Source organism: Acinetobacter sp. AND/436 (assembly GCF_049546925.1).
Classification (GTDB): Bacteria; Pseudomonadota; Gammaproteobacteria; order Pseudomonadales; family Moraxellaceae; genus Acinetobacter; species Acinetobacter indicus.
Genome location: NZ_JBMXBO010000013.1, coordinates 1 through 18973, shown reverse-complemented (window position 1 = coordinate 18973; position 18973 = coordinate 1). Strand labels below are relative to the sequence as shown.

The following is an 18973-nucleotide window of genomic DNA, read 5'->3' as shown; positions in this document are numbered from 1 at the left end:
CAAATAATGTGATTTAGGTTTTTGACTTTTGCGACAATAAAAAGATCGGCTGCTGTATATAAGAATCCGGGTAAATCTGCTACAGTCAAAAAAATAAAACAGGATTGTTTTACAATTAGAATTAAGGAACTTGGTGAAAATAATGAAAAAAGTATATTCCTTAGTGGCATGTATTGCACTGTGCAATGTGGCCTATGCCGAAGAATCTTCTTTTTTCCCACAGGCAAAATTGACCGGGGAAGATACAAAAACCTGGAATATCGGGGCAGGAATTACACAAAAATTACTTCATTTAAATGCAGAATGGGTCAATCCCTACGGCATTGCCTATGCCAAAGCTGGGGCATTTTTAAATGGGGATCATGAACCGGGTGGACAAATTGGCTTTCGCTTGCCATATCATTTCACCGGTAAAGATAAAAATGGTTATTATATCGGAGCTTATGCGGGTCATCTTGAATCCAAAGTGGTCGACCAGAAAGAGAAAGCACGTCTGGGCGCTGGTGTAGATCTTGCTTATGTCTTGCTGAGCCGTGAACGGATCAGTACCTTTAGTGTGGGGATTGGTGCAGGTGAAAAACTGGAAGATCGGGCCGGTCGGGTGATTGCAGAAACCGAGCCAAAACTACAATTTTCCTATACTTTAAGTGTGGGTTTATAGCCAGAATAGCGAGTTAAATGCTTTTAGAATCCGGTAATTAGAAATAAATATGGAAAATATGCATGCTTGAGTACATCAATCAGTTGTGGCAAACCTTTTTGAATCGCCCGGATTTTTGGGCTGTGCTCAGCATTATCCCTGTCACCGCTTTTGTGACCTGGGCCCACGTGTGGATGGCACTGAAAATGGTGTTCTATCCCATTAATTTCTGGGGCTTTCATCTGGGGCCGTTGCCGGTGGGCTGGCAGGGGATTGTGCCGAGAAAAGCCGGGCGTATTTCAGGCATTATTACCGACAATACCTTGTCTAAACTGGGCTCATTGCGCGAATTTCTGGATGCCATGGACCCGGAAGATATGGCACGGATTATTGGCGAGCAGGTCGGTTTCGAGCTGGAGCATTTAATTGATGAGGTGATGATCGATCGCAATGCTGTGCTGTGGGAGAACCTGCCGTATTCAATTAAACGCCGCATTTATGCCCAGGCACATAAACAGCTGCCTGCGGTGCTACGTGAACTGGTCACTGAACTGACTTTGAATGTCGAGTCACTGGTGGATATGCGCGAAATGGTGGTACGCCAGATGGAAGGCGACCGCCGTTTAATGGTGCGCATGTTCCTGAAAGTGGGCCAGAAAGAAATTAACTTTATCTGGCATATCAGTGCGTTAATCGGGATGTTCTTTGGTATATTCCAGATGATTGTCTGGTTTATTGTGCCGTGGCACTGGACCGTACCATTCTGGGCCGCCATCTGGGGCTTTTTAACCAACTGGATTGCGATCTGGATGGTGTTCAACCCGATTGAACCGCATTATGTGAAGTATCCACAATTTTTTACGCGAACACAGAGTCGCAAATTTCCGTGGATTAAACCTGTTATTCCGCGCATTGGCACCTATAATGTTCAGGGTGCCTTTATGAAGCGCCAGGAAGAGGTGTCTGATGTATTTGCCAGTGTGGTCACCGAAGATTTAATTACTTTAAAATCCATTATGACCGAAATGATGTATGGCAGTAAAAAAGACAAGACCCGTCGGATTGTTAAACGCCATATTAATGAAATTATGGAAACCCCACTGGTCAGAACCTCTTTACAATTGTCTTTAGGGCCAAAAGAATACGCAAAACTCAAGACAGACTTGATCGATCGCTCAATTGAAATTACGATGGTGCCTGTATGCGACCCAGCCTTTAATGCGAGCCGTGCACAGAAAATCTATCAAATGTTTAGAGAACGTATTCTTGAACTTACACCAAGAGAGTTTCAAAATTTATTGCGTCCTGCCTTTCAGGAAGATGAATGGATCTTGATTGTATTGGGAGGGGTAACCGGTTTTATTGCTGGTTTAATACATTTGTTTGTCGCTTTCTTATAATTGGATGCTGGACAGCATGTCGAACCTGAGTTCGTCATGAACAAAGTGTCATGTACATTGTTAAAAATGAGGATGTTTTTTTATGCGCATTATCTTACTCGGACCACCTGGAGCAGGTAAAGGTACACAAGCTCAGTTGATCTGTAAGCGCTACAATATCCCACAAATTTCAACCGGTGATATGCTCCGTGCTGCGATTCGTGAAGGTACTGAATTAGGTCTACAGGCTAAAAACGTAATGGAAAGCGGTGGTCTGGTTTCAGATGAATTGATCATCGGTTTAGTGAAAGAGCGTATTGCTCAACCTGATTGTGCCAATGGCTGCATTTTTGATGGTTTCCCGCGTACTATTCCACAAGCGGAAGCGCTGGAAAAAGAAGGCATCAACATTGATCACGTGATTGAAATTGATGTACCGGACGAAGAAATCGTACAGCGTCTGTCTGGTCGCCGTCAGCACCCGGCTTCTGGTCGTGTTTATCACATCGTTTACAATCCGCCAAAAGTGGAAGGTAAAGATGATGAAACGGGTGAAGATCTGGTACAACGTCCAGATGACCAGGAAGAAACCATTCGTAAGCGTTTAGCGTCTTACCACACTGAAACTGAGCAACTGGTTGGTTTCTACCAAGGCCGCGCAGCGACAGGTGAAAATGCACCGACGTATGACAAACTTAACGGTCTACGTCCAATTGAAGATGTACAAGCGGATCTGTTCGCAATTTTAGATCAGGCAAAATAATCACCCGCTGATTGTTTTGACTTTAAGGGAGTCCTCGGTCATAGTAGGGCTCCTTTTTTATTTGCGTGCGTATAAGGAAACTGCCTCGGTGAAAATTGGTGTGTTAATTTTAATGGTGCTGTTCCTGGCCATGTTGGTGGGTCTGTTTTATATCAGCTATAAAATGCTGCTGAAAGTGCGTCAGGAAGAACGTGCTGAAAATGCCAACCAGCCACAGCAACGTCAATTGCATCCTAAATTGCAGGCGCAATTAGAGCAGCAGAAAAAAGCGCAAGATAAAGACGCACAAGACTAAGCGGCTTTTGGTCGCCCGGCTTAGGTCAGCATTATTGAATGATCTACCTCGAATATGCAGCGCAGGTCATCTTCAAGTATAAAAAAAGCTGAATTCAGGATTCAGCTTCAATATTTTTGACTGCAATCTGGCGCGCAGCTCCAAACTCAAACCGGTCTGGCCAGTTACAGACATCGGCCACTACACATTCATAGCATTTAGGCTTGCGGGCAATACAGCAATAGCGGCCATGCAGAATTAGCCAGTGATGTGCATCAACGATAAATTCTTTCGGAATCACTTTCACCAGACGGTGCTCCACTTCCAGCACATTTTTACCCACGGCTAAACCGGTCCGGTTGCCGACACGGAAAATATGCGTGTCGACTGCCATGGTCGGTTGACCAAACGCTGTGTTCAGCACCACATTGGCTGTTTTACGCCCCACACCCGGCAAGGCTTCCAGATCGGCCCGATTTTCCGGTACCTGGCTGTTATGCTTTTCAATCAGGATTTTACAGGCCTTAATCACATTTTCCGCTTTGGAATTATATAGGCCAATGGTCTTGATATAGTCCTTTAGCCCATCAACCCCCAGTGCATAAATCGCTTCCGGAGTATTCGCTACTGGAAATAATTTGTCTGTGGCTTTGTTCACGCTAACATCGGTGGCCTGCGCCGATAAGGTCACTGCCACCAGCAATTCAAACGGTGAGGAGAAATTCAGTTCGGTGGTTGGATGCGGACGCTGTTCACGCAAGCGCTCAAAAAAGGTATAGACCTGCTTTCGGGTCAAGTTTTTTACCGGTTTGACTGCGCTGCTCATGAATTAGGCCTCTCCCTGTAAGTGCTGTAATTGTTGCTGAAGCTGCGCCAGTTGCGCGCGCTTGTTGGCATCTTCACGCACACTCAGCTGTTTTTCTAATTTTTTGATCTGGGTTCTGAGCTTGGCCAGCTCGATGGTGGTTTTGGCATCGTGGGTGACAGCCGGATGATCGGCTTTTTCAACCATCTGGATTTCCGGTACGGCATCGGTCTGCTGCGAGAACTGGGCGAACAGCGCGGTATCAATCTCAGCACGCACCACGGGCCCTTTACGGTGCAGGCGGCGCAGCTCTTCACGCTGAATGTGCGCATAATAGCGCTGGCGTAAATCCTTCTGCTCGCTCATCCGTTCCGCGTCTGTGGGTACGGGTTTGACATCTTCAACCAGATCAATACAGTCCACCGGGCAGGGTGGAATACACAGTTCACAGCCGGTACACAGGTCGGTCAGAATGCTGTGCATCAGTTTGCCGGAACCTAAAATGGCATCGACCGGGCAGGCATTAATACATTTGGTACAGCCAATACATTCATCTTCACGAATCACCGCTTTCATACGCTGCGGACGGCCATCGGACTGAATGGGCCAGACACTGGCTTCGGCGGTTAAGCGTTCTCTGCCCAGCAGTTTGGCCAGCGCATCGGCAACCGGTTGACCGCCCGGTACACATTTATTGGCGGCTTCACCTTCGGCAATCGACTTTGCATAGGGTAAACATCCATCCCGATGTCCACATAAACCGCATTGGGTTTGAGGAAGCAAGGCATCAATATTCTGGATGAGAGCAATTTGCGAATTCATGTAAAAACCACGGCTGCGAAGGGCGCAGAGAAAGCGAACAATAAACCTGAGCCGCAGATTCTAGCATGTTTTCAAGCATTAAGCTTGTGTACAAAGTTGGACCATAATCTGCTTTATTTTTGGGCAAAATGGCCAATTTTAAATACATATTTGCTTACAAAAAATGGAATAATTTTTCAATTTTGATCAATCTAATTTATTGAAAATATGGATTAAATAAAGTTTTTTGAAAAAAACTATTGTAGATTGTTAACAAAAGATATTTAATATTTTGCGCCAAAATAAATCATTGATTGAAATTTTGCCCAATTTTGATCCAACATTCTGCTGAGGATTAAGCGTTGAAATATAACAGCCTTAACGATTTCCTAGATTACGTTAAAACACGTGATGCCTATCAACCAGAGTTTCTACAAGCAGTAGAAGAGGTGATGACCAGCCTGTGGCCATTCATTGAAAAGAATCCTCAATACGCTGCACATGGTCTGTTAGAGCGTTTAGTCGAGCCAGAACGTGCGATCCAGTTCCGCGTTTCCTGGGTAGATGATCAGGGTCAAACTCATGTGAACCGTGCGTTCCGTGTTCAATACAACTCGGCAATTGGTCCATTCAAAGGTGGTATGCGTTTTCACCCGTCAGTGAACTTGTCTATCCTGAAATTCTTAGGTTTTGAACAGACTTTCAAAAATGCCTTAACTACTTTGCCAATGGGCGGCGGTAAAGGCGGTTCAGACTTTGACCCTAAAGGTAAATCTGAAGGCGAAATCATGCGTTTCTGCCAGGCGTTAATGATCGAGCTTTATCGTCATTTAGGTTCAGACACAGATATCCCGGCGGGTGATATTGGTGTAGGTGGCCGTGAAGTTGGCTATATGGCCGGTATGATGAAAAAGCTGAGCAATGACACTTCATGTGTGTTCACGGGCAAAGGCTTAACATTTGGTGGTTCTTTGGCACGTCCAGAAGCAACAGGTTACGGTACAGTTTATTTCGCTGAGGAAATGCTGAAAACTCGTGGCGACAGCTTCAAAGACAAAGTCGTAGCAATCTCTGGTTCAGGTAACGTCGCGCAATACGCTGCTGAAAAAGCCATGTTCCTGGGCGCGAAAGTGGTTTCACTGTCTGACTCTAACGGTACTGTGTATGTGAAAGATGGTTTCACAGACGAATTGCTGAAAGAAGTGATGGATCTGAAAAACATCAAACGTGGCCGTATCTCTGAATTTGCGTCTAAACACGGTTTTGAATACTTGGAAGGCAAACGTCCTTGGGGTATCAAGTGTGACATCGCGCTGCCATGTGCAACTCAAAACGAGTTAAACAGTGAAGATGCTGAGGTATTACTGGCTAACGGTGCAATCTGTGTGGCTGAAGGTGCCAACATGCCGTCTACTTTAGACGCAGTTGAGAAATTCGTTGAGGCGAAAATTCTGTATGCACCAGGTAAAGCATCAAATGCTGGTGGTGTAGCGACTTCTGGTCTGGAAATGTCTCAAAACGCATTACGTTTGGGCTGGACGTTTGAAGAAGTAGATGAGCGTTTACACGCAATCATGAAAGAAATTCACCGTAACTGCGTGAAATACGGTACTCAGGAAGATGGTACTGTTAACTACGTAGACGGCGCAAACATTGCAGGCTTCGTAAAAGTTGCTGATGCAATGCTGGCTCAAGGCGTATACTAAGTTTTAACTGCGTATAAGCTGAAAAAACCGAGGCACTGACCTCGGTTTTTTTTATGGGTTATTTTTTAAGATCTGCTGTTAATTGATCCGGCCAGTTTCAACCGTCATATCGTGTACATAGGCATATTTGGATTGATCAGCCGCCGGGTTTTTCAGTTCATAACGCTTGACCCGAATAATCTGGCGTTCATTCGGATTGTGCTGAAAGCCTTCAATTTGGTCATAGAATAAAGTCCAGTCCTGATCAACTTGGGTTTTCAGACCCTGTTCATTGTATTTGACTTCGCGTACCTGCAAGCAGGTTTGTGGAGCAACGCCGGTACAGGCTTTGGTTTCCGGGGAAATTTCCAGGAAGATGGTTTCACCGGCCGACTGGTATTTGGTTTCCGGCGTCATTTTGCCCTGAAAAGTATGTTGCTGGCCATCTGCAGCGGTCAAGATTAAGCTCGGTTGTTGCGTATTTTTCATGTCCAGCTGCACGCTGACAGGTTTTTGGAACAGGGCAGCAGCAAAACGTTCCTGCTGCATGGCGCTGGCTTCACAGGCCATTTCAGTACTGATTAACATACCGACCTGCAACTGGTTGTTGTTAATCTGCCAGTTACCGCCCATCTGGTTACAGCTGGTGCCAATACTTAAACGGCCATTGTCATTAAAATTCAGGGTCAAGGGTTTGGCTGTGCCGGTATCTAAAGACCATTGGTAAGCGCTGACAATCTTATCGGCATTTTGTTGTTGTAATACAGACACTGCAAGATCTCCCGCACGTTGCAGATCACTACTCTGGCAAGCGGCCAAGCTTAAAGGGAAAAGTAAAATAGCTAAATATTTGAGTTTCATTTTATAAATAAAGCACTTATCGGAAATTTATCAGAATATAACCGATTTGCTATTTAAAAAAATGGATACATTTGCCCCTTTCCGGTTGCAAAATGTATCCATAAATAATTTTTTGTTAATAAATAATAAAAAGTTATGTTTGGTCGCGCTAGATTTTAGTCAAAACGGTAAATATCCATACCCAGTGCACCCATGGTAAAACTGCTATGCACAATACTAAAACGATGACCGGTGCCCATGCTAAAAAACAGGGGTGCCAGATGTTCGATAGTGGGATGGTTGCGATTGACATACGGAATGGTCGGCCAGTCCAGTACCGCATCATAGTCCTGATGCGCCAGTTTGCTGACCACATAATTACGGAAAGTCGAAGCCCATTCCGGCACCGCGCTGTGCTGGTTGTCCCAAGATAACTCTCTTAAATTATGGGTAATACTGCCTGAACCAATCAGCAGAATTTGGCGTTCTCGTAACACTGCCAAAGTCTGGCCAATCTTGTACAGATCTGCAGCCTGCAGATGCATCGGCAACGACACTTCAATTACCGGAATGTCCGCTTCAGGATACATATGCAGCAATGGCATCCATACCCCATGATCGCGCGGGCGGGTGCTGTTGGCATGCGCATTAAAACCGGCATTGGCCAGCAGCTGTAATACCTCTTCGGCCAGCTCAGGTTGTCCGGGCGCCGGATAGCGAATCTGGTACAGCTCTTCCGGGAAGCCGCGGAAATCATGCCAGGTTTCTGGACGAATACCGGTGTTGACTTCAAGACTGCGACTTTCCCAATGCGCAGACATCACCACAATCGCCTGCGGTTTCGGCAGATTGGTGCTTAAACGGACAAGTGCCGGCCCGACCTGTTCGGGATTGAGCGCGAGCATAGGCGAACCATGCGATATAAATAAGCCGGGAAGGGTCTGTAAATTCATAATGAAAGCCTATGTCACGATTCTGGTCCTATCATGTCAAAGCGACATGCTTTATTAAACCGGGTCGGGTTCAACAGAATGTTCTAAATACGAAACAATGGGTAGGGTTTTCTTAACCCGCCCGATGATAAGGATGATTATGGTTAATGCTCATGGCCCGGTACAGCTGTTCAATCAGCATCACTCGCACCAGTGGATGTGGCAGGGTCAGTTTAGATAAAGACCAGTGCCATGCTGCAGCTTTACGCACTGCTTCCGAATGACCATCCGGGCCGCCAATGGCCAGGGCAATATCATTGCCTTCCAGCATCCAGCCTTTCATGGTTTCAGCCAGTTTTTCGGTGCTGAATTCACGCCCACCCACTTCCAGTGCAATCAGGGTTTCATTGGCTTTCAGAGCATTTAAGATGCTATCACCTTCAATCTGCCGGTATTTTAAAATATCGGCTTCTGAATCATTTTTGCCACGTTTGGCCATCGGCAATTCAATAATCTGGGTTTGTACAAAAGGCTGTATACGTTTGAAATAATCTTCAAAACCAGTCAGTACCCAAGCCGGCATTTTTTGACCAATGGTCAGAATACGGATTTTCATAATAAAACAGGCAAGAAAATGAAAAGTAATTATAACCTTGAAAGCCGCTTGTGCAGGAGAAAAGACACAATTTGAAATTGTAATCTGTATGCTGCTGTTGCTTTAATGAGCCACAGGACAATAAAACCTGCTTTTGTATGGAACAATAATAAATGTGGTTATTTCAACAGATTAAAAACGGTTTAGGGATATTGGGTTGTACTTTGCTGCTGGGCTGGATGCAGCCGCTATCCGCCGCCATTTCATTATATGAACCGGCTGATCCGCAAAATTTGAAAGTCTATTTGCAGCAGATTATCGGGCCGCCGGGTGTGTACCGCAATCATAAAAATATTGAAGAATTGAACCGGGTTTCGGCCTGGATTAAAGAGCAGATGCGTTTATTCGGCATTCCATGCCAGTACCAGACTTATCCGGTGAATGGAAAAAGTTATCGCAATGTGGTCTGTCATTTAAAGGTTGGCCGTTCAGATCGGGTGATTTTAGGTGCGCATTATGATGTGCATGGTAACCAGAAGGGCGCTGATGACAATGCTTCCGGTGTGGCCGGATTAATTGAAATAGCGCGTATTTTAAGCCAGGAAAAAACCAAGCTGCCGCATAATGTCGAGTTTGTTTTTTATACCCTGCAAGAAGCACCGTATTATCAGACCGAGTTTATGGGCAGTCAGGTACATGCCAAATCTATTCTGGCCGAAAAAGAGCATATTCAGGCAGTCTATGTGCTGGAAATGATTGGCTACTATGATTCGCGTTTAATCCAGCAGTATCCGATGGGATTAAAATGGATTTATCCAAGTCATGGCAATTATATTGCCGCGATCAGTAATTTTCAGTCCAATGCGCTGGGTGAGCAATACTGTCAACAGATGCGCCTGTTAGATAAATTGCAGTGTGAACGGCTGGTGATGCCGGCGTTTGTCAGTGCAGCCGGTTTCTCGGATCATCGCAGTTATTGGCAGCATGATATTCCGGCGCTACTGATTACCGATACTTCGCATTATCGTAATCCGAATTATCATACCGAAAAGGATACGCTGGATACTTTAAATGTCACCAAAATGGGCCAGGTGATTGATGGGCTGATTCATCAACTGCTCGGGGCAACGCCATAAGCGGCCATAAAAAACGCAGCCCTGAAATAGAGTAGGACTGCGGTCAAACAGGCCATTCATCTGGAGTTTGAATGGCCATACGATGAGCAGGAATAAAAAAAGAAACTTACAGCAATATGCTCTGTATTATTATAGATGGAGATGAACGGAAATTTTTCAAGTGGAACATTTCATCACCCGAAAACAACAAAAGAGAGCCGAAGCTCTCTTTTGTGGAGAAGATATGAAGGCACCACTTAGTGACGTGCAGCCTTACCCTCTTCTACCGGTTTTACAATCGGTGCTTTCACCAGTGGTTTTGGCATTGAGGTTAATGCCAGCGGTAAAATCTCATCAATGGATTTCACTGCTTTAATTTCCAGACCGTCTTTGACGTTATCCGGAATTTCCGCCAGGTCACGGACGTTTTCCTGTGGAATAAACACCAGTTTAATACCACCACGGTGTGCGGCTAACAGTTTCTCTTTCAAGCCACCAATGCGCATAGCACGACCACGCAAGCTGGTTTCACCAGTCATGGCAATATCCGGACGGATTGGAATACCGGTAAAGGCTGATACCAGCGCGGTAGTTAGCGCCAGACCTGCCGATGGACCATCTTTTGGTGTTGCACCTTCAGGTAAATGCACGTGTACATCAGTTTCAGCAAAGACTGAAGATTCAATGCCCAAAGAGTCGGCACGGGTACGCACTACTGTCATGGCTGCTTTAATCGACTCCTGCATGACATCACCGAGTGAACCGGTGGTAATGAAAGTACCTTTGCCTTTCATGGTCGCCACTTCAATGGTCAGTAATTCACCGCCCACAGAGGTCCAGGCCAAGCCATTCACGCGACCCACTTCTGCTTCTTCTTCCGCCATGCCGAAGTCGAATTTGTGTGGACCCAAGTAGTCTGGCAAGTTGCCCGCGTTGACCTCAACCTGCAGGTTTTTGGCTTTTTTGCTGACCGCTTCTTTGACCACTTTACGTGCAATTTTGGACACTTCACGTTCCAGGCTACGCACACCGGCTTCACGGGTATAACGACGTACGATGTCACGAATTGCTTCTTCATGTACGGTCAGTTCTTTGCCACGTAAACCGTTATTCTTGATGGCTTTTGGCACCAGATAACGATCGGCAATATTCACTTTTTCTTCTTCGGTATAACCCGGAAGACGAATCACTTCCATACGGTCCAGAAGCGCTTCGGGAATATTCATGCTGTTGGCAGTACAGATAAACATCACTTCAGACAGGTCCAGGTCCAGATCTAAATAGTGATCATTGAACTTGTTGTTTTGTGATGGATCGAGTACTTCCAGCATCGCCGAGGCAGGATCGCCACGGTAGTCTTGCGCCATCTTGTCAATTTCGTCGAGCAGGAACAGCGGGTTCTTGACGCCAACTTTGGTTAAAGACTGCACAATTTTACCCGGCATTGCACCAATATAGGTACGACGGTGACCACGGATTTCCGCTTCATCACGGACCCCGCCTAGCGCCATGCGCACAAATTCACGGCCAGTGGCTTTGGCAATTGATTCACCCAAAGAGGTTTTACCAACACCCGGAGGACCCACCAGACACAGAATCGGGCCACGCAGTTTTTTCACGCGTGATTGAACTGCCAGATATTCCACAATGCGTTCTTTGACTTCGTCCAGACCATAGTGATCGGCATCCAGAATTTCCTGCGCTTTATTCAGGTTGATGCTGACTTTGCTGGCCTTGTTCCACGGCGTATCCAGAATTACTTCAAGATAGTTACGGACCACCGCCGCTTCACTCGACGCCGGTTGCATGGCTTTTAACTTGCGCAGTTCAGATTCGGCTTTTTTACGCACGTGTTCTGGTAAATCAGCTTCGGCCAAACGTTTTTCAATTTCCGCAACGTCATCTTCCGCACCGCCATTCATATCGGAAAGTTCGCGCTGAATGACTTTCATTTTTTCATTCAGGAAGTATTCGCGCTGGTTTTTTTCCATCTGGCGTTTGACAGAATCATGCAGGGTTTGCTCAATCTGCTGTTCTTCAGACTGTTGCAGCAAATAGGTCATGAGTTCCTGTAAATGTGCTTCAAACTCGTCGTGTTCCAGGAATTTCTGTTTCACTTCGATATTCAGTGGAACGCGGGTCGCCACAAAAAACAGCAATTGCAGCAGGTCATCAATTTTGTTGACCGCAGCAATCAGTTCACGCGCATTACGTAATTTTGCTTCGGCATATTGTGCAAACAGGGCACGCAATTCGAGCACACGTGTGGCCTGAACCTCACTGTCTACCGCAACCGTCATTGGGCTTAACTGATGTTCTGCTTTTAGATGGTCCTCTTCTTCGATAATTTCGACCAGCTTCGAGCGATGCAGACCTTCAATCAGGACTTTGATGCAGTTCTCATCATTTTCGTGATTCACAACTTGCACAATCTTCGCGACAGTACCGTATTGATATAAATTGTCGTGATCAATTTCTTCTGTAAGCGAATCTTTTTGCGCAACTACAAATACTAGATTGTCACTGTTACGAGCCACATCAACTGCATTGATCGATTTTTCACGACCTACAAATAGCGCAATTTGCATGTGCGGATAAACCACCACGTCACGTAGCGCTAAAAGCGGTAATACACTTGGAACCTGAGGCTCTAAGGTTTGTTCATTCATAATAATTTCAGACATGGGCACTCCTAATGAGTGACAACGGTGTTGCCATGTTTTTTATAGTGATGGGTAATTTAAAAATTACAAGGGCCGAAGCCTATAAATTGTTAGAAATTTAGCTAAGTTGATGATTTTAATTCATTGTTAATGATTATAAATCGCAAACTTGCGCTGAAAAGAATACTGGAAATGTGGACTGATCAGGGCATCTAACGGCTGATCCCAGGCCTCACGCGCCAAAGGGACATCCACAATCTGGAAATCATGACACAGCCCGACCCGCAGCGGTGTGGTCGGGGCGCTGGCCAGCGTTTTATCATAATAGCCGCCGCCCATCCCAATCCGGGTTCCGTGCCGGTCACAGGCCAGTAAAGGCATCAAGAGCAGATCAAGTTCGGAGACATGCTGGCCACGACTGGCCATCGGTTCCTGCATACCCAAACGATGGTAGGCAAAGCGTTTATTACGATATTGACCTTGCTGGATACGCACCCAGACCAGCCGGTCATTCATATTACAGATCATTGGTAAATACACCTGTTTACCTTGGGCAAAACAGAGTTCAATGATTTTAGTGGTATGAATTTCACCAAAGGCATGTAAATACACGCCAATTTTCTGAGCCTGCCGATACGCCGGCCATGCACGTAACCGCTGCAATACCTGCTGCTCAGCCTGACGTTGCTGAAAGCGGTTTAACTGGCGGCGTTGTTTGCGCAGCTGTTTACGGAGCTGGATCAGGTCGTGGGTCACAGAGCAGGGCATAAAAACAAGTGGTGCCCGCAGTTTAATCCTTTCTGCACAACTTGCAAAGGGAGCAGGACCGTTACAGATTTTCACTAATAAGATGTATTGCAAAAACCGGAGCTTATTGATGCTCGATCTGCAAGATCAAATGGGCTTCCGTCGGATTTTACAGCAAGCGGATAGATTTCTAGGGCCTGTTGTCTTTATGCTGATGCAGTGTTGATACGTGAGTATGACAAGAACAAATTAAAAATGAACACATGGTTAGGAAAACAATAACATGGACTATAAAAATACCCTGCGTAAATATCTGCTGCCGGCCGTTTGTGCTGTCACGGCACTCAGCGCTAGCGTTGCTCAGGCAGCCTCTACAGAAATGCCTGCACCGGCCAATTCCAAACAGGTTTTCTTTGTGGGCAATAACTGGGATGGAACGGTCACAGTGATTCGTCCTTCCGGTGATTTTGGCAAGATTGGGGTGGTGAATATGATTCCGGACCGCAAACAGCGGCTGCTGGAAATTCATTTAAATCCAATCAAGCTAATTGCCTATACCTACATTCAGCAAACCGCGGGCGAGGGCAATGACCAGCTGGTCGATGATATGTACTCCACTCCAGATGGCCAGTCAATTGTGGCCTCGCGGCCAAGCTTTGCCGATGTGGTGTCAATTAATATCAAAACCGGAAAAATTAACTGGCGCACACCGGTAGAAGGCTTCCGTGCGGATCATATGGCGGTATCACCAGATGGTCAGCGTGTGGCGGTGTCAGCTTCTTCTGGTAATGTGGTGCATGTCTTGGACATTCATACCGGTAAAGAGCTGGGCCGTTTTGCAACGGGCGATAAGCCCCATGAAAACATCTATTTTGCCAATGGCAGCAAAATTCTGAACTCGGCGATTGGGAATGTGGAAACCTCACTCGATGCACAGTGGCAGGATTTCACCAAGGGCAAACGCTATATTACCATCGCCGATGCCAATACCTATAAGGTGCTGAAAAAAATTGATTTGCGTCCGGCTTTAGATGCTTTTGGACGTAAAGACCTGTCGAACTCGGTACGTCCGATGGTGTTCAGTAAAGATGAAAGCAAGCTCTATGCGCAGGTATCTTTCTTTAATGGTCTGGTCGAATATGATTTAAATCAGGACAAGATTACTCGCATCGCCCAGCTGCCGGGCAGTAGCACTATTCCTAAAGACCGGACCAAATGGGTCAATGACTCGCGCCATCATGGTTTATCCATTAGTGCCGATGGGGAAAAGCTCTGTGTAGCAGGCACCATGGATGACTATGCCACTATTGTGGACCGGCGCACCTTACAGGCCACTCAGCTCATTCCGGCCGGTAAACCGTATTGGGCTACGCGCAGTCCAGATGGCAGAAGCTGTGTAATTTCAGAAAGTGAAACTGATGTAGTGACCGTGATTGATTTTGCAACGGGCAATAAAGTGCTGAGTGTGCCAGTGGGGAACCATCCGCAACGGGTTCGTGTTGGTTATGTGCCAGCCGACTGGTCGACGCCTTAATGGTTGAGCTGTGAGGAGGAGTCAGACAGCAGCAGGAATGCGCTGGCTGATTCTGCTCGTTGATTATGCCTATGAAAAAAATCAATCTTGGATTGTGGCTTGGAATTGGCCTGTTGGTGCTGTTAACCGGATTGATCTTGTGGTTTTTCCGGCCAGTATCGCAACAGGCTGTTGCTAAACCCAAGCCAGTTTCATCCTCTGTTACTGCTGTGAATCCAGCGGTAGATGTAAGTCAGGCAGAGCCGAATGTTTCTGAATCGGTAGTGGAGACCAGTACAGAGCATTCACCTGAATTGTTGGCACGCCGTGAGCAGTTATATCGGCAATTTGCTGAAATCAGTACTGGCTTTGGGCAGGGGCAAAAGCCGGAGTTGCGCGCCGTTAGTCAATTGCTGGCAGAGCAGAAAGCGCTGGTGGCAGCAAACGTTGTGCAAAAACCAGAAGCCATCAGCCTGCTGGATTTTTTACAGCAGATATTACCTGAAATGAGTCATGAAATTGAGCAGAATAAAAGGGAAATTGAAGGGATTAAATAGCAAGAAAAGTTACATATTTATTAAGATGGTAATAGAGATAAGATTAAGACTTTTCAACCGCACCACAGCATCTCTCATCTTCCGCAAGAGCAGCGTGGCTATTTGTTAGTACAACTAAAAATGGTCAAATTAAAACCTTAATTTTAGATGTCAAAATATAAAATTATGATAAAGTGATACATATCACGCTTTTTTGTCTGGTTTGGGGTTAGTGTTGCTGAAGCGTTTACTTTTATCACTAAGGCTAAATCTGCGTAAACTGATTCTGTACTCGACCATTTTAAGTGTGTCGGGCTTATTCGTGGTGAGCTTGTTTATTTTGAATTATGTGATTAAAGATCAGTTAATTCAAAACTCGCTATCAGTAAATGAAAAATATGCAGAAAAAATAGCGGTCAGCGCCAACCAGCACTTTAGTGATATGCTTAAAGAGCTGGAATATAGCGCCAAACAATTAGAACAGGATATTAATAATCCGGAATTAACCTATGCCGAAGTGAAGCGGCTCAAATATCAGTCAGATAATTTTAACAGCATTTTACTGGTCGATCCTCAACAGCAGATGCTGGCCTATGCACCCAAAAGTTTAGCTTTAAGTTTTCAGCAAACCTATAGCACGCCCGGAATTATTGAGTCCTTACAGCAGAAAAAAACCTATATTTCATCGCCTTACTGGTCGGTAAAGGGCAATCTGGTCATTCTGATGTCACAGCCAATTTATCATCAGCAGCAGTATCTGGGCATGATTAGCGGGACCATTTATCTACAACAGAAAAATGTCATTAATGACATGCTCTCGACCCAATATGATTATAAAAATAGTCATCTGTATGTACTGGATCAGGATGACCGGATTATTTTCCATCCCGATGAAAATCGTATTGGCGAAAAAATTATCAATAATAGCGGACTGGCTTATATTCGACAGCATCAGAAAGGTTCCATTCAGCTGACCAACAGTTTGGGTGTCGATAATCTTGCCGGTTTTGCCCATATTCCCAGTGTCAACTGGATCGTGATTTCACAGCAACCAACAGATGCCTTGCTGGCACAAGCGCATACTTTACTGTTCAAAGTATCGGTGGGCATTTTTATTTTCTATCTGTTTATCTTTTTGCTGGTCTGGTGGATTTCCAACTTTATTTCATCGCCTTTAAACCGCTTGGCCAAAATGGCCAGTATGCTGAATCAGCATGATATTCAGGATAAAATTAAAAAAGTCGATCCCTGGTATTTTGAGGTCTTAAAATTCAGAACCTCGTTATTACTTAGCTCGGAAAATTTTAGAAACCGGATTACGGAGCTGAAACAGCATGTCAATACCGACCCCTTGACCGGTTTATATAATCGCCGTGGTATGGAGGTGTTTTTAAAGGAGCTGGTCAATACCCAGACCGCATTTGCGGCCTTGGCCATTGATATTGATTTTTTTAAGAAAATTAATGATCAGTATGGGCATGATCAAGGTGACGTGGTACTAAAAACGCTCGCGCAAATAATGCAAACTAATTTTAGGGAACATGATATTTGCTGTCGTAGTGGTGGCGAAGAATTTTTGGTACTGATGACCACGGCAGATCCGCTTGTAGCACATAAAGCCGCTGAACGACTCAGACTAACCATGCAAGACAACCAGATTAACCAGATGGGACAAATCACGATTTCTATTGGCATCGCGTTCTGGCCAAAAGATGCCGTCGATGTGGCTGCAGTACTAAAAATTGCAGATAATAAACTTTATGAAGCAAAACATAGTGGGCGGAATTGCATCCGTTCTACAGTCAAGTCGTCTGCTTAAAAATTTTGCTGAACTGCAATCTTGTGAAGATGTTAATCAAATCGATCTTACTGATTTAATTCGGGATGGCGTTCTTTTAAGATGGGTTGTATCTACAAGAGGGCTTAACGGTTAGTTGGAAGCTTTAAAAGATTAGAGCGAGAGAATCATTACTTATAAAAAAGAGGAAATATAGAAATTCTGAGGACTGAATAGAGGATAAATCAGCTAAACCCTCCGACGGTGCCGCTGCATGTGTCGTTACCCTGAACCCGATGAGTTCAAAGCTGGTTGCATGAATTAAGCAATATTAGAATGTATTGAACAATAAAAATAAATCCATAACAAATTAATTTTCATAAATATTTTTGCTAATACGCTATCTAAATATAGAAAACGATTTTAAGCAATATTTTTACAGTATACACTGGGTATACATGGAATTTAAGCTGTATTTTTTGCATTGAGGTATACACTGGGTATACATTTTATAGAATAAAAAAAGGCCTATATGGCCTTTGATAAAATTGAGTATTAATTGGATTGGGAGGTATTCATATACCTATTTTTAACTAAAAACTCTATTACATCTCTTTTTGTGTAACCAACTTTTCTAGGCCCTACTTTAACAAAAGGAATTCCATTACCTTGGCATCGTTTAGCCTGAAGCCATGAGAGTGACATATCGCATACTAATGCGACTACTTCGGGTGAGAACACTGCATCCTCGGGAAGATTCCAAAATTGATGAATTGAGCTCAAACGTTGCTCTTCTGACATACGAGCAATACGATCTAATCTTTGTTTCATTAAATTTTTTATTTCCTATAACAGTTTTGCTATTTAGATATATCTGGAGAAATATCTTGTGATGGCTAAAACGTAACACATGATTTTTTTTTAAAACTCGTTTCGTTTAAAAATTCAAAAAAATGGTTATTAATAAAATTTATGAAATAAAAAAAATCACATCTATGCTTGCTGAATTAATCATTTAAGCCTGCTTGTTATGTACAAGATTTGGTACTTAAACCCCAAATGTCATGAGTTAAGTACCAAATTTGGTATCTTAAGCATCAACTTAAAAATGATTTTTATTTTTTCAAAAAGGGTTGGAGCACATCTAAAAGACTCTCACCATTTTTACGATGGATTATTTGTGCAGACATCCCCAATTTTTTTGGTCCATCCACATCAGCTAGTTGGGTATCGCCAATGAACAATACTTCATTGGGTTGGCACTTTAATTGATTTAAAAAATATCGATATATCGTTGGATCAGGTTTATTTGCACCGACCTTAAAGCTCCATGCATAAGCATCTAAAGGCGGGAGTATGCTTTGTGCTCTTTCACCATAAGGCGTCGCTGCATTGGAACAGATTGCCAATTTATACCCTAAATTTTTAAGCTCAATGAGCGTGGGAATTGAATCTTCAAAAGCATGCATATGTTTTAAATCATGTTGAAGATCGTCGTTCATTTCAGCTAACAAGGGGACAGGGAGTTGATAGCCAAGATAAGAAGCGATTGTTTCAAAATCGCCATCTAGCGACATGATCGTCGCAGCATCATTTGGTTGTGGTTTACGCCCTTGCTGTTTAAGCCATTTCATCATTTTTTTATAAGGTGATTGGCTATTTTTAATTTCAATTAGCGTACCAAATACATCAAAGGCTACTGCTTTATAAGGTCGTTTACTCACTATTCTTATCTCATTAAAAGTTTAAGCATATGGTCTAGCGTTTTATATCAACTCTTTTATTCATCAAAATTTAAGTCAGAATCATTTAAAGAGGAGGGCGAACTGAACTTTTCTGCTTTATTTGATTAACTTAAATTCAAACCTATCTGTTCAGGTGAATGCCAAAGCATTTTTAAGTGTCCTA

Annotated in this window: 18 protein-coding genes; 9 read left to right on the top strand and 9 right to left on the bottom strand. The window is 44.3% G+C overall.

Going from position 1 to position 18973, the window contains the following annotated elements; all coding sequences use genetic code 11:
• The first annotated feature begins 142 nt into the window (after positions 1–142).
• The 4 genes from ACPEPR_RS10705 to ACPEPR_RS10690 all read left to right on the top strand — a co-directional run bounded on the left by ACPEPR_RS10705 (position 143) and on the right by ACPEPR_RS10690 (position 3077).
• A complete protein-coding gene (locus ACPEPR_RS10705) occupies positions 143–661 on the top strand; it encodes a hypothetical protein (protein WP_104484164.1) in 519 nt (172 codons plus the stop codon).
• Between the two features lie 62 nt (positions 662–723).
• Positions 724–2040 (top strand): hypothetical protein, encoded by a 1317-nt coding sequence (locus ACPEPR_RS10700; RefSeq protein ID WP_005179289.1) that lies wholly within the window; start codon positions 724–726, stop codon positions 2038–2040.
• 82 nt (positions 2041–2122) lie between these two features.
• The gene (gene adk / locus ACPEPR_RS10695; RefSeq protein ID WP_005179287.1) at positions 2123–2782 is read left to right on the top strand and encodes an adenylate kinase; all 660 of its coding nucleotides are present in this window, start codon (positions 2123–2125) and stop codon (positions 2780–2782) included.
• A gap of 88 nt (positions 2783–2870) precedes the next feature.
• Complete coding sequence (locus ACPEPR_RS10690; RefSeq protein WP_104487352.1) at positions 2871–3077, top strand: hypothetical protein; 207 nt, start codon at positions 2871–2873, stop codon at positions 3075–3077.
• 94 nt (positions 3078–3171) lie between these two features.
• On the opposite strand, the gene nth is transcribed toward ACPEPR_RS10690, so the two are convergent.
• The gene (gene nth / locus ACPEPR_RS10685; protein WP_005179284.1) at positions 3172–3882 is read right to left on the bottom strand and encodes an endonuclease III; all 711 of its coding nucleotides are present in this window, start codon (positions 3880–3882) and stop codon (positions 3172–3174) included.
• A gap of 3 nt (positions 3883–3885) precedes the next feature.
• Positions 3886–4683 (bottom strand): RnfABCDGE type electron transport complex subunit B, encoded by a 798-nt coding sequence (locus tag ACPEPR_RS10680; protein WP_104470011.1) that lies wholly within the window; start codon positions 4681–4683, stop codon positions 3886–3888.
• Positions 4684–5024: 341 nt separating this feature from the next.
• Here ACPEPR_RS10680 and gdhA point away from each other — a divergent pair, with 341 nt between their 5' ends.
• Entirely contained in the window at positions 5025–6368 is a 1344-nt protein-coding gene (gdhA, locus tag ACPEPR_RS10675; RefSeq protein WP_160232379.1) for an NADP-specific glutamate dehydrogenase, read from the top strand.
• Between the two features lie 78 nt (positions 6369–6446).
• Here gdhA and ACPEPR_RS10670 read toward each other — a convergent pair whose 3' ends face one another.
• The 3 genes from ACPEPR_RS10670 to rlmH form a co-directional block, all read right to left on the bottom strand.
• Positions 6447–7208 carry an META and DUF4377 domain-containing protein gene (locus ACPEPR_RS10670; RefSeq protein ID WP_168405560.1) on the bottom strand — a complete coding sequence of 254 codons (762 nt, stop codon included), beginning with the start codon at positions 7206–7208 and terminating at the stop codon, positions 6447–6449.
• A 155-nt stretch (positions 7209–7363) separates the two neighbouring features.
• On the bottom strand, positions 7364–8140 hold the full coding sequence (locus tag ACPEPR_RS10665; protein ID WP_423562414.1) for a dioxygenase: 777 nt from the start codon (positions 8138–8140) through the stop codon (positions 7364–7366).
• A 112-nt stretch (positions 8141–8252) separates the two neighbouring features.
• Entirely contained in the window at positions 8253–8735 is a 483-nt protein-coding gene (rlmH, locus tag ACPEPR_RS10660) for a 23S rRNA (pseudouridine(1915)-N(3))-methyltransferase RlmH (protein WP_005179274.1), read from the bottom strand.
• 152 nt (positions 8736–8887) lie between these two features.
• On the opposite strand from rlmH, the gene ACPEPR_RS10655 reads away from it, so the two are divergent.
• Positions 8888–9850, top strand: coding sequence for a M28 family peptidase (locus tag ACPEPR_RS10655; protein ID WP_005179272.1), 963 nt, complete (start codon positions 8888–8890; stop codon positions 9848–9850).
• Positions 9851–10086: 236 nt separating this feature from the next.
• Here the strand turns inward: ACPEPR_RS10655 and lon are convergent, their stop codons facing one another.
• Positions 10087–12513: an endopeptidase La gene (gene lon / locus ACPEPR_RS10650; RefSeq protein WP_016659256.1), complete on the bottom strand. Its 2427-nt coding sequence runs from the start codon at positions 12511–12513 to the stop codon at positions 10087–10089.
• A gap of 126 nt (positions 12514–12639) precedes the next feature.
• The gene (locus ACPEPR_RS10645) at positions 12640–13260 is read right to left on the bottom strand and encodes a 5-formyltetrahydrofolate cyclo-ligase (RefSeq protein ID WP_016659255.1); all 621 of its coding nucleotides are present in this window, start codon (positions 13258–13260) and stop codon (positions 12640–12642) included.
• 262 nt (positions 13261–13522) lie between these two features.
• On the opposite strand from ACPEPR_RS10645, the gene ACPEPR_RS10640 reads away from it, so the two are divergent.
• The 3 genes from ACPEPR_RS10640 (at position 13523) to ACPEPR_RS10630 (ending at position 17107) form a co-directional block, all read left to right on the top strand.
• Complete coding sequence (locus ACPEPR_RS10640) at positions 13523–14773, top strand: YncE family protein (RefSeq protein ID WP_104484165.1); 1251 nt, start codon at positions 13523–13525, stop codon at positions 14771–14773.
• Between the two features lie 71 nt (positions 14774–14844).
• Positions 14845–15309, top strand: a complete 465-nt coding sequence (locus ACPEPR_RS10635) for a hypothetical protein (RefSeq protein ID WP_180036469.1) — start codon at positions 14845–14847, stop codon at positions 15307–15309.
• Between the two features lie 217 nt (positions 15310–15526).
• Positions 15527–17107: a sensor domain-containing diguanylate cyclase gene (locus tag ACPEPR_RS10630; protein ID WP_160241792.1), complete on the top strand. Its 1581-nt coding sequence runs from the start codon at positions 15527–15529 to the stop codon at positions 17105–17107.
• Between the two features lie 513 nt (positions 17108–17620).
• On the opposite strand, the gene ACPEPR_RS10625 is transcribed toward ACPEPR_RS10630, so the two are convergent.
• Positions 17621–17896, bottom strand: coding sequence for a DNA-binding protein (locus ACPEPR_RS10625; RefSeq protein WP_321121075.1), 276 nt, complete (start codon positions 17894–17896; stop codon positions 17621–17623).
• 284 nt (positions 17897–18180) lie between these two features.
• The gene (locus tag ACPEPR_RS10620; protein WP_423562413.1) at positions 18181–18789 is read right to left on the bottom strand and encodes an HAD family hydrolase; all 609 of its coding nucleotides are present in this window, start codon (positions 18787–18789) and stop codon (positions 18181–18183) included.
• Between the last annotated feature and the right edge of the window lie 184 nt (positions 18790–18973).

Bases quoted from the DNA above. Each gene is read 5' to 3' on its own strand.
- ACPEPR_RS10705 (WP_104484164.1), top strand. From the start codon at position 143: ATGAAAAAAGTATATTCCTTAGTGGCATGTATTGCACTGTGCAATGTG.
- ACPEPR_RS10700 (WP_005179289.1), top strand. From the start codon at position 724: ATGCTTGAGTACATCAATCAGTTGTGGCAAACCTTTTTGAATCGCCCG.
- adk (WP_005179287.1), top strand. From the start codon at position 2,123: ATGCGCATTATCTTACTCGGACCACCTGGAGCAGGTAAAGGTACACAA.
- nth (WP_005179284.1), bottom strand. From the start codon at position 3,882: ATGAGCAGCGCAGTCAAACCGGTAAAAAACTTGACCCGAAAGCAGGTC.
- ACPEPR_RS10680 (WP_104470011.1), bottom strand. From the start codon at position 4,683: ATGAATTCGCAAATTGCTCTCATCCAGAATATTGATGCCTTGCTTCCT.
- ACPEPR_RS10670 (WP_168405560.1), bottom strand. From the start codon at position 7,208: ATGAAACTCAAATATTTAGCTATTTTACTTTTCCCTTTAAGCTTGGCC.
- ACPEPR_RS10665 (WP_423562414.1), bottom strand. From the start codon at position 8,140: ATGAATTTACAGACCCTTCCCGGCTTATTTATATCGCATGGTTCGCCT.
- rlmH (WP_005179274.1), bottom strand. From the start codon at position 8,735: ATGAAAATCCGTATTCTGACCATTGGTCAAAAAATGCCGGCTTGGGTA.
- ACPEPR_RS10655 (WP_005179272.1), top strand. From the start codon at position 8,888: ATGTGGTTATTTCAACAGATTAAAAACGGTTTAGGGATATTGGGTTGT.
- lon (WP_016659256.1), bottom strand. From the start codon at position 12,513: ATGTCTGAAATTATTATGAATGAACAAACCTTAGAGCCTCAGGTTCCA.
- ACPEPR_RS10645 (WP_016659255.1), bottom strand. From the start codon at position 13,260: ATGCCCTGCTCTGTGACCCACGACCTGATCCAGCTCCGTAAACAGCTG.
- ACPEPR_RS10640 (WP_104484165.1), top strand. From the start codon at position 13,523: ATGGACTATAAAAATACCCTGCGTAAATATCTGCTGCCGGCCGTTTGT.
- ACPEPR_RS10635 (WP_180036469.1), top strand. From the start codon at position 14,845: ATGAAAAAAATCAATCTTGGATTGTGGCTTGGAATTGGCCTGTTGGTG.
- ACPEPR_RS10625 (WP_321121075.1), bottom strand. From the start codon at position 17,896: ATGAAACAAAGATTAGATCGTATTGCTCGTATGTCAGAAGAGCAACGT.